Source organism: Legionella rowbothamii, assembly GCF_900639985.1.
GTDB lineage: Bacteria > Pseudomonadota > Gammaproteobacteria > Legionellales > Legionellaceae > Legionella > Legionella rowbothamii.
Map to the genome: position 1 here is coordinate 1 of NZ_CAAAIM010000012.1, position 13,095 is coordinate 13,095.

Consider the following 13,095-nt stretch of genomic DNA (forward strand, 5'->3'; position numbering starts at 1 on the left):
GAGAGCGCCCGTGAACAGGTTGTGAATGAGCTGACCGGGGTGCAAAGCGAATTAGAGGAACAGGTAAATGCGGTGCGCCGCTTAGAGCAGGATGCGGTGGAATTAACTCATCAGAACCAAGCCTTGCGCTTGGAATTGCAGACTTCGTATCAAAGCACCGAAAAGGTTCGTCGAGAGTTAAGTGAGAAGTTGGCCCTGCACCAAAAAGCCGCGGACAGTGCTCAGTTAGCTGCCCAATCGACTTTAAATGAGTTGAAGTCTTTGCAAGAAGAACATGCGGGTTTGCATGATAAAGCACTGCAGTTGGAAGAGGCCAACCGTAAGTTGTCCTCGCAGGTGATGTCCTTAGAAGCACGCGTAGACGAATTAAGCGAAGAGCAGGCGCACTTGCACATTTTATTGCGTACCGAGCAAGAGACGGTGACGCAAAGCAAAGAAATGCTAAGGGTCCAGGCCAAGCAACTGGAATCTGCAGAAGTGAGGGTAAGGCTGTTACAGGAAGAGGCAGAAGCAACGGTTCTCGCTCATGCGCGTAGAGTAGAGGAATTGCAATCAGCGATTGCCCAAAACGATGATCACTCCGAGGAAGCCGCTCGAGTTCTGCGTGAAACTCAAGAGCAGCATCAACTGGTTTTGAGGCAGCTCGAGCAACGCCTACGCTTGGCAGAGAGCGCCCGTGAACAGGTTATGAATGAGCTGACCGGGGTGCAAAGCGAATTAGAGGAACAGGTAAATGCGGTGCGCCGCTTAGAACAGGATGCAGTGGAATTAACTCGTCAGAACCAAGCCTTGCGCCTGGAGTTGCAGACTTCGCATCACAGCACCGAAAAGGTTCGTCGAGAGTTAAGTGAGAAGTTGGCCCTGCACCAAAAAGCCGCGGACAGTGCTCAGTTAGCTGCCCAATCGACTTTAAATGAGTTGAAGTCTTTGCAAGAGGAACATGCGCGTTTGCGCGATAAAGCGCTGCAGCTGGAGGAAAGCAATCTTGAGTTATCAGCGAAAGTAATACAACTTGAAGAGGCAGAATCGAGAGTTCAAGCAGAGGCACATCTCAAACAATTGGAAATTAAGCGTTTGACGGGCCTACTGGGCACCGTGGCTCGACAAAAAGCCATACTTTCTCTGAGGGCAGTGATTGAATCCAGCAACAATCTTGTTTTGTTACGGATAGTTGCTACTGCTAAAAGCAAAGAGGAGTTGATTGGTGTTGGGTTAAATCCTGCAGAGGTCAAGGCTTTGGGAAATGTGCCATCAGCATTTACTGAAATTAATAAGACAGGAAGAAGACGTCTGGCAGCATTAGAGAAAAATGCAATTGCTGTGCTAAAAGAACAAGTTGGAGTTGGTGGGGAAGCGTTGCTACTCAAAGTTAAATTAGCAACTAGCAATGAAGATTTAGAGGCTGCTGGTTTAGATAAAAAGCAAATAGCTTTTTTAAAAAACAAGAATTTTTATACGCATCTACTTAAAATCGCTGTTTCCAGACTAGATCAGAATCAAAAGGCAATTGTCGCTATTAAAGCAATAATTGAGAAAAGTATTGATGTGGAATTTTTAAAAACTTTAGCCAAAGCCACAAAAAATGAGCATTTAACCATAGGGCTGCCACATCAATATGTGAAGGATTTAGTTAATCCTGATGTGTATAGAATATTTGTAGTATTGGCAAATGAACGACTACAAAAATTGGAGGCATCTCAAACTAAAGCGATGCCCAACGTACCTAAGAAGGCTAATTTGCTAATCGAAAAAGACGGCTTTTTAGGGTTTAAAGATGATAAAGTAAAAAGAGATCAGTTAGATGAAGGACTACCTAAATGCGAGAGTAGTTATGAGGCAGATACTGAAGTTGGACCCTTGATTAAGGGAACTTTGGGTGTATATAAAGGGACGCGAGTAGAAAATGAAGAAGTTGCTCGTTCACAAAAAGTATTTAAGAGCAGTGGCCAAGATAAGGTGACCGGTGTTGCCCTTTTAGTCCAAGATCAGACGGGGCGAGTTGTTGATAAATCTTATGGAAAATTTGATTTGCAACAGAAAACAGATATTGCATTGAGACAAGCACAAATGTTTCTTCTTAACTATAACGCAGATAATCAGAAGAGGAGCAAGAAGGAAATTTATCTTTGGGGACCCGTAGCTGGGAGCAGTAAAGTATTCGCTGCTTTGTTATATCTTAAACATAATGATCCTACACTTGCAGATGTTGTTATAAAATCTTCGACTAGCGGTTTTGCTGGTCCCCGATACAACTGGTATACCCGTAATAAAGTTAGTGAACAAAACTTTATAAAAAAACATTTGGATATGGATTTCTTAACGCAAAAAGGAAAACTAGTATCCGAGCAAAGTGCGCAAACAAGAAAAGTTTTGTACTCAGCTGAAAAAGGAAAAAGTGTACCAACGAGTACGGCACTTTTAAAAAATTTATATGAGGGAGATGAACTTAGCGCTGAAGGAGATATTAGAAAAATTTCTTATCAAGAAGCAATAACTGTGCTTAATCAACAGCATAAAGCAAAAGTTAAAGTTAATATTCTTTTAAATGTTTTTGAAGAGGACATTAGCGATATTGAAAATGATAAGGCATTTAGAGTTGCAACTTTATTACATAAGAGATTGAACAAACTGAAAGAAGAGGCGTTCAAAGAACCCATTGATTTTGATGCACTGAAGCAGTTTTCTGAACAATCTAAAGTTGTCATAGAACAGGCGATACCAGTCCTAGAGGAGAGTTTGGGGAGAAGTTATTTGGATAATCTTTCGAAAGAGATCGGTATTGTAATAGAAAAAATGTCGCCATTGACGAGTTTAGGTAGTTTGAGTTTGGGTGCTGAGAAACGAGCTTATCCAACCCGGAGAGAGCACGATCGAACAGATGAAAATATGCCGCGGAACGGTTTAAGCTAAAAAAAGAATTTTTACAAGTTAATTAGGAGGGAATTGGTTTGTCAACAGCCCCTGTAGACCGTATTAGGCTTAATGGTTTTGAATTTCAATGTTAAGCAGCATCTGGGATTTCTTCACGCACAATTATTAAAAAGGACAGGAAATTGCATGGAGTTTTTGCAGGGAATGCGATCCAGAAAGTTATTTCCTGATTACTAGCTAAGCTCAACAGTGTTGTACTATCCTAAGTATTGGATGTCTTTTTTCTGATTTTATGGGGTTTGATGCAATGCACTTGCCAGTATTTACTATATTGCTGTTTCAGTATGAAATTCATATTGCTTGGTTTTGGGATTAATAATAAGCAAAGGTTGATTGACGAAGTCTCTATGTGAAAATGATATTCATAAATTGTTCGAGTTCATCACAAAGTGAAACCTACTTGATTACAAAAGGATAATAAAGGTTTTCATGATTTAATAATAATTAGGCAACGTCCCTAAAGTATTTGAATTGAAAATCTTCATCGGCGGTTCGACTCCGTCTCTGAGCTACCCTAGAAATCAATCTCTATGGTAGCTCAGCCCCAAGTTGATACAAACCTTAAGCTATTAAATAGAATAACTTCATTTCTTTGGTGAAAGTAAAGTGCTTTTTATATCCTCATTTTTTTCTGGTTCATCCTCGAAAGGTTCGTCAGAAGTAAACTTTAATTTTTTGTTTTCTTCCAAATCATTATCACGCTTTCGTTTAGGCCATTTAAAAAAGACTATTTCGTCATTGATTAATTGCTTTCGTAAATACTGAAAATTATAAGCAATCGCTTTATCTAGGGCTTTATTTAACGGCATCGGATCAGAGCTAAAAATGTTGGCTATTGTAAGGGTAGGAAAATCTATCTTATTTTTGCTGAATTCATTCTGAATAGCAGGTAATAAGATCAGCGGAGCAACAAACTCAAATAAAGAATGACCACCGTTATAAAATAAAAGGGTAGAAATATAGAGTTTAAAAAAAGACTGGAATTCCTTATGGGATTCACTAAAATAACCTTCATTTTTTTGATTAAAAAAGGATAGCGCGCGTAACTGACAAAGCATACTACCGGAAATAGAATTAGAAAATGGATGCATCTGGCGGGAAAAGTTTAATGCCGGCCACATCTTTCCAAACACAAATCGTGATTGATCACTACCTTTTAGAAAAGGGATAATCGATTCTGCCATAGCCTTGTCATCCGAAGGTAAAGGCATGTGTCCTTTCATTAAACCAAAATGCTGGGATCGAACATTACCTGCATGATTGGAAGCCTCCTGTGGTGTTGTTGGTAATAGTTCTTTCCCGCGCGCATCTTCTGCATAAATCCCTTTTCCATAAATATTAAGAGGAAGATTAATCTTATCTGATTGTGCACAATTTACTGCAAGAAAAGATGCTCGAATAAATAACTCAATAACTAATTTTTGGTTTGCTTTAAGCGTTGGAAATAATTCCCCTGTCTTAAGCCTTCTCATGTAATCAGCATATTCTTTCTGTACATTAGAGTCACCTTCTTCTGAATTCCCTTCTAATACAGCATAGCATTTTCTATAACGGACAAGATCATTAGTTTTAATCAATTGTTCTAATTTATTTACATATTTGATTAGTTTATTGAGATCGACTTCGTGGGTATCATGCATTAGGGTTTCATACGCTAAATGGGTTTCAAAATACCGGCGTGTAGGGTCATTATTGATCACGGAAGGTTCTACGATGATTTTATAAGGTCGGAAAAGACGTTTATTACTACCTACATACTGATCAAACTTCGAGCAATCGTTAGGATTGCAGAGACCATTTAAATACAAAGTTGTTAATATTTTTATGTCTTTATCTGATGATTTTTTTTTATAATGATCTATAAGTAGTAATACCGCTTGACCGGGAGAAATAATCTTTTTAGCCACATTGACACCTAATATCGAACTTTAAGTCTTTATATTATAGATCTATTAATGCTCAATTGGGTAAAAAAATACCATAAATATTTTACTTGATAACTAAAAGCGTATAAAATGTACATAAAAACGACCTTTGTGAGTGCTTTATGGGCAAAATAAATGAGGAAGGAAAATTCACACCATTTCCCGGATTATCAGTTATATCCAGCATTCATTCTGAGGATGAGCCGTTTTGGAAAAATATATTTAATTTTTTACAGCAAGACCCTCTTATAGCCGAGCACTATTCATTGCTTCCAGTAACCAGTTATCATATGACCACTTATAATTTATTTGTGCAAAATCATACATCTGAAGATCAGTGGCTGGCATTTATTGATAAGAACTTGACATTTTTCCAATTAATGCATGAGCATTTACTGATGTTTTTAAATTTCTCCCCTTCAATTACACAAAGTACAAAGATTATTACCAAGCCTGTATTACAATTAGTAGTAGATATTCCAACAGCACAAAAAGATAAAATTGTGAGCATTGCTTCATTTTTTAATTTAACTGAAAATATTGCTTTTCCTTTTCATATCACCTTAGGTTATCAACATAAAGCATTAAATCACACGGAGCACGAAAAGATAGAAAAAACACTATCGGCAAATGTCCATAAGCTAATGCTATCTAACACAGTTCCATCCTTAAAACCTCCCACTCTGAGCTACTTTAATGATATGACCGCATTTATACCTTGGGATGGCCGTATTAATCCTTTTAGAACCTCCTCGACCAGCATATTGGGCGCCTCTCCTCCAATGCAAGAAAAACAATTGATAGTCAATTCTTTCTCTCAGAACAATAATAATACCTTCTTTTCCGAAGAGAAAAATAACTCAACAAATCAAGATGAATGCACCAACAAGAACTCATTAAAGTAACTGCATTAATGTAATGAGGGCACCATCAATTTAACTTTTGCTTTTTCTGGCCCCTTCACTAGTTAAGTTGACGATGATGGCTTTCGAAGCGATTTGTCTTGGACTTACATATGAGGATGAAAAAAAGCGTGCACTTTCATCAGTCTATGCACCACTCTTAAAACCTTTTACAATGTTTTCTATATTTGAGTTATCCCCTAAATATTATTTAGAACATTTACGACTTCGCTTGGCCCAATCCTCGACTGTACCTAGTTTTCATAATTTAAGTATTGAGGAGATGGTGAGGGTAGTATTTCAAACACTAGCTTCTACATGCGCTGAAAAAGAATACGATCTCATAGTAACATCTCTTTTGAAATCGATTCAAAATTCTGATGCGGAACATATAAGTAGAGAAAGCTCCTGTAATAGCATTTAAATGGGCATCCTCAGCTTAACTAGTGAAGTGGCGAGGATTGGTATCCTTGAACATCGAGCGAATCGGTTTCGAAGGGATAACCGTATCTTTTCGGTTTTCTTTCCAGGAGCGCGCTTCTCCTGTAAATAAACTACAGTGTAGAGCATAAGTTAAGTTGACGATTCTTAGTATGGATATCCAAAAATTTTTATTATCAAAAGTTAAACAGATAAATGCTGTAAGTGTTAAATTTAAGGTCGTAATGCTCATTACGATGGAGATGTGCCCAATACAGTAAAAGCATTTGATGAGCAAAAAGAAAATGAGCTTTTTGCGCGCCGTTTGGGAGACAAAGCCCCTTTAATAGGTGATTATGCTCAAAGTGAACAAAGAGAAAAAGCAGATGCCCTTCTAAATGCTGAAAAATCGCCTAACCTTGATAGTACTAAAGAAGGCTGTATTAAAGAACTAGAAAGATATATTAATTCACGTGGATCACTTTATGAGGGTAAATTTAGCCCCTCCTTGACAACAAAAATATTTAGAGACAAAGATTTAACCCTTTATAAAGTCGCAGTAACACTGACACTGATCGAAAATATTAGAAATGCCAATTCGTTAGAGGGCATACGGGATCTGTTAGAGGATACCTATAAGTCCGATCCTAATTATCGCAAAAAACTTTTTTTTCCAGTGGGTTAGAACGAAGTATGGCGAAATGCATTTCGATAACTGATGCCGTAATCAAAGCCGAGCCTCGTTCAGAGTTAAATGCCCAAATACAATAAAGGAAGATATCTAATGCGGCGAGTACTGAGTTTATGTTTACTTTAAAGCTATAGGATTTTCCTTTGCATCTTTGGAATTTGCTATCTGTATTGGTTTTTAGATGGCGGGTTTAATACCAGTGAGAAGGGATATTTTGGTTAATTGCGTATTATAAGTTTTTCAAAAAATCGCTTGAAATAGAAAGTGAGCTTATGAAAGCTCCTTTCTATCGGGAATAACCAATTGCTTATTTTTCTGTATAAGGCAGCATTTTTTTCAATACATCGTCTTTTAAAATAAGGTGATGATGTAATGCAGCAGCAACATGCAAACCAATCAATGTAGCAAAAGCATATCCTAATATGGAATGAGTTTGAAAATAAAAATCTGCCATTTGCTGATTTGTAGAGATTAAATTGGGTAAGTTAAATAAGCCAAAAAAGCTCACCGCTCGTCCATCAGCTGCTGCCATTAAATAACCCAAGATAGGCATAGCCAATAGTAATATAAATAAGGAGTAATGAACTATCTTTGCCAGTATGTGTTGCCAATAAGGCTTATATAGGGCAGAAGGTCGAATAGTTACCATTCTCCATGCGATAAACAATATGGAGAGAAGCAAAATGGTTACACCAAATGATTTATGTAATAGCACGTATTGAGTTTTTATTGCATTGCTTATCGTCATAAGATTAGGTGCCCAAACCCAATAAAACTGGGCACAAACTAATAAAGCAATCACCCAGTGGAAGAACTTTGACATACTTCCAAATGTATTTAGCGTATTTTTTAGCATAAAAATTTCCCTAAACTAAATTTGTATTAATACTTCTGTGTATAAAAAATAGCTCTTTTTAAGTCTAACAAAAAAAACATGACTTGCTAAGACGCATTTGTCTCTATTGATTCAATACCGTATTTTTTACTGTATTTAGCTTACTTCTTTTAATATAAGATAGACAATCTTTATTCAATTTGGATTTATTTTCATTTTGAGTCTTGTTTTTGTTGATTGCTTCAAAAAAACTAGTACTGGTTCTTGGTGCCAAAGGGATTTGTAACTTAGTTTTTTAATGTATTAAGGGAAAACATTTATGAACTTTTATATTGTCAGTACCCCCGTAGAATTAATTGAGCCAGCTGGGTTGGGGAAATGGTTTCCATCCTTGTTTTATATCTTAAATCCTAATCCTCCAATGAAACCAAGGGAAATGGATGCAACAATAATGGAAGAACATCTAAGATCGGTACATTGCTGAATAAGAAAACTCTTACGCGTAGGAAAAAGTTAGGGCTGGGGTGAGAGAGATGTATATGAGATAAACCGTAACCCGTATTAGCGCAACGTAATACGGGATTTCAGTTGGATTCTTGTTCAGATCTCTATGCATAAAGCCCAAAATCTAAATAATTAATACCTTAGTTCCTGGATTAGCTTTTACCCACTTTGCAACATACTCGATGTAGTTATTTTTGCCAACAGCAACACAACCACGCGTTGACCCTGGTAAGTTACTTAACCAACCAAATACATTTCCTGACTGAGTAGGCCCATGAATTCCTACATCTCTACCTGTATATCCAGCAGCTACTTGTTTTGACGTTGGATAGAGAATTGGAATAAAGACTTTAAATTGTTTGGATTTTCGTGGGTAAGCTAAGCTATATAAACCAATAGGTGTTTTATTATCGCCGGCTTTCTTTTTACCTACGCCTTTATTTCCAAGTGCGACTTTAAATGACTTAACCACAGTACCGTGTTTACATATATTTAAAGTCCGCTTTTTAGTGTGTACATTGATTCCGCTTGCTAAAGGACAGGTCCCACTACTAGCGAATAAAGCGAAAGGAAAAAAAAGAGAAGTCATTAATAAAAGTGCTTTAATTTTCATATAACTATATTAATATTGTCGAAGTTGGGCAATAATTATCCCATAAACTTCTCTTTATTCATAGAGTTAACAGGCTAAATCTTTCACTTACAGTCCTTAAGGGAAAATGGTTGTTTCTAACTTATTGATTTTAAATAGTATCATTCTGAATGATTAGACATATTGGATTTTTTTCAAGGAGGGAAATTACAGACGTAAAGAGAGCTTTATAAATCATATCTACGCAAGTCCTTGGGGTTTCAGTGAGTAACATTAACCAAATGCCTAACCACTTGCTGGGTTAGTTGCTGCTCATGGTAATGGGGCCTAAATCTGCAGCCTACCTGTCAATGAGGAGGGTAAAGAAGAGCTCGCGGCTCTGCGCAATGGAACGATAACAAAAATAAAGGAGAGGGGCATCATGATGCAAACAGAAACTATAGCATGAATGGTCCATAATTATTGGGCATGGCGGACCTATATGAGCTTTATAAAAGAGCATATCTATTCAAAATCAGAACTCGTAGATCTGATAATTTTAAGTCAATTTGTGTTAAAATAGGCGAAAAAATATTGCTTCCAGAGGAGCATTAAGATGCCTTTGATTAATAAAACCTCCTTCTTTCAAGGAGATAAAACTTCCTATCAATTAAAAGCTTCCGATTTAAAATCTATTGCTGAATATTATGCTCAAAAAGACATTCCCATTTTAGTAAATGGAGAAAACGGTGGTTTTTCAAAAGATACTGCAATTATAGCAATGCAATCTGAGATTGCTTCATTGAAGATCCCAATAGAGAGTACGGGGTTTACTTTAAAAGACGTTGGCCAGGAAATCAGGATTTTATGCTAGCTCCTCTTTATGCTTTTTTTTACGAAGAGCAATTATCCTGACTTTTAGATTATTTTCATAATCAACCTTTACCGCTGGGTTTGAAGCTTTATGCCAAGATTTTATGACTCAGCTTGCTGCATTCAAAGTCAGCCGTCACGAAGAGTTTGTGCGCAATTTTTTTATGCTAGTAATCCAAGAGGAGCGATGGAATCAAGCCATTTGGGAGCAGCTCCAGACTTTAAGTCTTGGTTCACCCACTCATCCTTTGATTTTAGATGGAGGCACCTTAACTCGTTGGGTCGAACAATACCGTAATGCGGAGGGAGGCGTTGACTTATCCACTTATGAAATCAATCGAATTTTCATGCAATCCTTATTAGTGCCTCCGGCTTCTTGGGGAAATGAATTAAGGATAGCTTTAAATTTAGTAAGTACCTGGCTATTAGAGCCCATACGCGAAGAAGACAATGCATCAACCAGGCTTTCCCGGCGCATTTCTTGTGCCACATCAAGACCTCGCTGTGTGTGTTAAATTCAGACACTCCTCGGCTCCCTGCGGGTCTTGCTTTAGACTCCTTCCTAACGAGTCCTTTGTTTTTTAAGTTGATGCAGCAGAATAATGAGTTGATACCTCAGTTTTTTGAAATTTTAAATGCCCATTGGGGCACGATAATTCTACATATGAGTATACTGAAACACACTTAGCTTTGCCTGAATTAACTAATGAACAACGTCGTGAAATTTGGCTAGCTGTTATAAGATATCGTAACAATGTGGTTCATTTTATTCTCCAAGATCCAATGCTTCTACTTATCCATTTATTGATGCCCAATTATTGAATCAACCACTGATTCACGAAGGAATTTATAAGGGGATAACTCCCTTTTTTAGGTTCTGCATTTCCCCTAAAGGCGTGCAATTACTGCGGGATAAGGGGGATTTTTTTGCGGATAAGCTAACTTCAGAAACCCGTCAAAGAATAGGTGATAATCAAATTAACTTCTTAGATAGCCTAAAGACCAATACTTCAAGCAAAAAAAGAGAACGGGTTACCTTTTTTGAGGCGGGTCGAGAGAAATTAGATCCGCTCAATGATTCATCCAAAGACGTTTATTACAGCCCTTATAATTAAGGAATCAATGAAATAGTCTTGGCACATACTTAAGTTCTTTACAGTGGACGTAGGTTCGCGCTGAATGCAACGAAGTCCAACAACGGGTAAAGGTGAAAGTGTAAGTGCCATTAGACTTAGCTCCATTAAGGGAATGTGAATCGATTATGGTTTGTTGCCAAATCTTCATCATGCCCAGCCATTATTAGCTGCTAAAATTTTTAATGCTGGATTTAATCCACCATCCCTAGCTAGGGGATAGGGAGATAATGATTGAGGTTCTATTTTTTGTTCTAAATAGTGATTAAAAAATGCAGTAATTTTTTTGTAAATTAAAGTAGAAGATGCCAATGGTCTGTTGGTATTTTCAGGCACAGCAGGTTTTTGCTTATCCCCTTCATTATTAAACATAGAGTTTTAATTGTTGAATTTGCAAATCAATTACCAAAGGATGGTTTGTTCGTGTAGGAGGCAATAAAGAAGTCCTGCAGTTAATGGCAGTGCGCCCGGGACTATCCTAATAAATAAAGAGTGCTTAGCTGTTATTGTCTTAAGCAGCACGGACAAGAAGGACAGGTGTAGAAGCAATGCGCATCACATGTTCTGCTACACTACCCAAAAGGAAATGGCTAAATCCTTTTCGGCCATGAGTGCCTAAAACCAACAAATCTGCAGGCCATTCTTTTGTCGCTTCTACAATTAGTTCAGCGATTCTTCCTCCTTGCAATTGCCCTAATTCAAGAAGTTCTGTTTCAACTTTAATAGGTACTTGTTCTGCGATGAATTGCTTCGCTTTGTTTAAAATATCCTGCCCTTCATTTCTTAGCACCTCTATATATGCAGAATAATCAAAACCTGGACCCCCGTAATAAATCAAGGATTCGTCAACAACATGGATAATTTTTAGTTCGGCATCTTGGCTTTTTATTAATTTAATGACTTCTTCGATAGCAGAATTAGACGTGTCGCTACCATCAATTGCTAACATTATCTTTTTATAAAACATAATAGTTCCTTATGTTTTGCATAAAGTCATACTGTTTGATGAGTTGTTGGATAATTTAATTTCTGGCCCGGTAAAACTTAAGTGTTCTATGAGAAAACTTACCTGTTTATTAATCCAACACGTGTATTCATTTTTTAGTATAGCATTTCTAATGATAATTAATTAAAAAGGATAATAAACTGTAGGTTGGGCCTATGGCCCAACAAGGCAGCGAACCACGACAAAACTCCACGTTGAGCCAGCGGCCCAACCTACAAGTCATTGCAATATCTTTTGTCGACCCTCGATGAAGGGTACCGGATAGGAGCCTAGTTGTTCAAACCTAATCTTTGCTATGCTTAAAAGGATGGATGCGTAAATTTATATACTCAAAATTAAGAGGTTTTTTCTTACAAAGGGACATGAGTGATGAAGAAAGTCGTATTATATTTCTTAGCCTTTATTGGCGTTTTGTTTTTATTATTTCTCTCTTATCACTGGTTATTCAGCGTAACCGGGGCAACAATGTATGGTAGCGGCAGCGTCTCATCTATCCCGGGTTCGGCCCCAGCTCCTATAGCAGCATATGCTCGATTGGATAATGCGGCAATGACCTCCACGCCTCAAACAACACCCTTATCGCCATCTGCAGAAAATGTAATAAGGCGCATGATCATTCGTAATGCCAATATTACATTACAAGTGAATGATATTAATCATAGCTTGGATGCCATCACTAATCTGGCCAATACCTCAGGCGGATATGTTGTAAACTCTAATATCAGCCAGAATGCGGGCAGTACTTGGGGTGAAATCAGCATCCGAGTTCCTGCAGAAGGTTTAAATAATGTATTGAAACAATTAAAATCATTAGCTACTCATGTGACACAAGAGAGTATTAGTGGAGAGGATATTACTCAGCAATACGTCAATTTACAAAGCCAGCTAGAAAATCTACAGAAATCAAAAAGCCAACTCGAAAAAATTATGCTTGGTGCAACAAAGACTGAGGATGTGCTTAAGGTACATCAACAGTTGAGTGATACTCAGGGGCAAATAGATGTTCTTGAAGGGCAAATAAAATATTATAAAGAGTCAGTTGCTTTGTCTTTAATTAGTATTACCTTAAACATGAGTCCAACAATACAAAATGAATATCAGTCACAATGGCGAATAGTAGAAGCATTTAAAAGTTCCTATGTGGATTTGGTTAACGGTTTGAGGAGTTTCACCTATAGCCTGATTCAAATTATGGTTTATTTTCTACCATTAGCAGTGTTATGGGGATGTGTATGTTTTGTCATCTATTGGATCGGGAAAAAAATATACAAATTATTGTAACCCATCATCAATGAGGGCAGACT

General features: G+C 37.4%; 12 protein-coding genes. 7 read left to right on the plus strand and 5 right to left on the minus strand.

Translation table 11 applies throughout. The annotated features are described in order from the left end of the window. Positions 1 to 2,910: coiled-coil domain-containing protein (locus tag E1P08_RS17255; protein WP_165485208.1), on the plus strand; the 2,910-nt coding region annotated here is incomplete at its 5' end. Between the two features lie 605 nt (positions 2,911 to 3,515). Here the strand turns inward: E1P08_RS17255 and E1P08_RS15500 are convergent. Continuing rightward, positions 3,516 to 4,838, minus strand: a complete 1,323-nt coding sequence (locus tag E1P08_RS15500) for a hypothetical protein (protein ID WP_133137904.1) — start codon at positions 4,836 to 4,838, stop codon at positions 3,516 to 3,518. Positions 4,839 to 4,978: 140 nt separating this feature from the next. Here E1P08_RS15500 and E1P08_RS15505 point away from each other — a divergent pair, with 140 nt between their 5' ends. Both E1P08_RS15505 and E1P08_RS15510 read left to right on the plus strand, forming a co-directional pair. Further along, positions 4,979 to 5,761 (plus strand): DUF1868 domain-containing protein, encoded by a 783-nt coding sequence (locus E1P08_RS15505; RefSeq protein WP_133137905.1) that lies wholly within the window; start codon positions 4,979 to 4,981, stop codon positions 5,759 to 5,761. A gap of 682 nt (positions 5,762 to 6,443) precedes the next feature. Further along, positions 6,444 to 6,863, plus strand: a complete 420-nt coding sequence (locus tag E1P08_RS15510) for a hypothetical protein (RefSeq protein ID WP_133137906.1) — start codon at positions 6,444 to 6,446, stop codon at positions 6,861 to 6,863. A 313-nt stretch (positions 6,864 to 7,176) separates the two neighbouring features. On the opposite strand, the gene E1P08_RS15515 is transcribed toward E1P08_RS15510, so the two are convergent. Together E1P08_RS15515 and E1P08_RS15520 are read right to left on the minus strand one after the other, a co-directional pair. Beyond that, positions 7,177 to 7,725 (minus strand): cytochrome b, encoded by a 549-nt coding sequence (locus E1P08_RS15515; protein WP_133137907.1) that lies wholly within the window; start codon positions 7,723 to 7,725, stop codon positions 7,177 to 7,179. 607 nt (positions 7,726 to 8,332) lie between these two features. Beyond that, entirely contained in the window at positions 8,333 to 8,821 is a 489-nt protein-coding gene (locus E1P08_RS15520; protein WP_133137908.1) for a L,D-transpeptidase family protein, read from the minus strand. A 574-nt stretch (positions 8,822 to 9,395) separates the two neighbouring features. On the opposite strand from E1P08_RS15520, the gene E1P08_RS15525 reads away from it, so the two are divergent. The 3 genes from E1P08_RS15525 to E1P08_RS15535 all read left to right on the plus strand — a co-directional run bounded on the left by E1P08_RS15525 (position 9,396) and on the right by E1P08_RS15535 (position 10,767). After that, positions 9,396 to 9,653, plus strand: a complete 258-nt coding sequence (locus E1P08_RS15525) for a hypothetical protein (RefSeq protein ID WP_133137909.1) — start codon at positions 9,396 to 9,398, stop codon at positions 9,651 to 9,653. 103 nt (positions 9,654 to 9,756) lie between these two features. Beyond that, positions 9,757 to 10,167, plus strand: coding sequence for a hypothetical protein (locus E1P08_RS15530; RefSeq protein ID WP_133137910.1), 411 nt, complete (start codon positions 9,757 to 9,759; stop codon positions 10,165 to 10,167). A 303-nt stretch (positions 10,168 to 10,470) separates the two neighbouring features. Beyond that, a complete protein-coding gene (locus tag E1P08_RS15535; RefSeq protein WP_133137911.1) occupies positions 10,471 to 10,767 on the plus strand; it encodes a hypothetical protein in 297 nt (98 codons plus the stop codon). Positions 10,768 to 10,935: 168 nt separating this feature from the next. On the opposite strand, the gene E1P08_RS15540 is transcribed toward E1P08_RS15535, so the two are convergent. Continuing rightward, positions 10,936 to 11,157, minus strand: a complete 222-nt coding sequence (locus E1P08_RS15540; protein WP_133137912.1) for a hypothetical protein — start codon at positions 11,155 to 11,157, stop codon at positions 10,936 to 10,938. 139 nt (positions 11,158 to 11,296) lie between these two features. After that, positions 11,297 to 11,752 (minus strand): universal stress protein, encoded by a 456-nt coding sequence (locus E1P08_RS15545; RefSeq protein ID WP_133137913.1) that lies wholly within the window; start codon positions 11,750 to 11,752, stop codon positions 11,297 to 11,299. Positions 11,753 to 12,160: 408 nt separating this feature from the next. Here E1P08_RS15545 and E1P08_RS15550 point away from each other — a divergent pair, with 408 nt between their 5' ends. After that, a complete protein-coding gene (locus E1P08_RS15550; protein WP_133137914.1) occupies positions 12,161 to 13,072 on the plus strand; it encodes a DUF4349 domain-containing protein in 912 nt (303 codons plus the stop codon). Positions 13,073 to 13,095 lie beyond the last annotated feature (23 nt).

What these genes read in the sequence shown, in the direction of transcription:
- E1P08_RS15505 (WP_133137905.1), top strand. Translation starts at nt 4,979, where the DNA reads ATGGGCAAAATAAATGAGGAAGGAAAATTCACACCATTTCCCGGATTA.
- E1P08_RS15515 (WP_133137907.1), bottom strand. Translation starts at nt 7,725, where the DNA reads ATGCTAAAAAATACGCTAAATACATTTGGAAGTATGTCAAAGTTCTTC.
- E1P08_RS15520 (WP_133137908.1), bottom strand. Translation starts at nt 8,821, where the DNA reads ATGAAAATTAAAGCACTTTTATTAATGACTTCTCTTTTTTTTCCTTTC.
- E1P08_RS15525 (WP_133137909.1), top strand. Translation starts at nt 9,396, where the DNA reads ATGCCTTTGATTAATAAAACCTCCTTCTTTCAAGGAGATAAAACTTCC.
- E1P08_RS15530 (WP_133137910.1), top strand. Translation starts at nt 9,757, where the DNA reads ATGACTCAGCTTGCTGCATTCAAAGTCAGCCGTCACGAAGAGTTTGTG.
- E1P08_RS15540 (WP_133137912.1), bottom strand. Translation starts at nt 11,157, where the DNA reads ATGTTTAATAATGAAGGGGATAAGCAAAAACCTGCTGTGCCTGAAAAT.
- E1P08_RS15545 (WP_133137913.1), bottom strand. Translation starts at nt 11,752, where the DNA reads ATGTTTTATAAAAAGATAATGTTAGCAATTGATGGTAGCGACACGTCT.
- E1P08_RS15550 (WP_133137914.1), top strand. Translation starts at nt 12,161, where the DNA reads ATGAAGAAAGTCGTATTATATTTCTTAGCCTTTATTGGCGTTTTGTTT.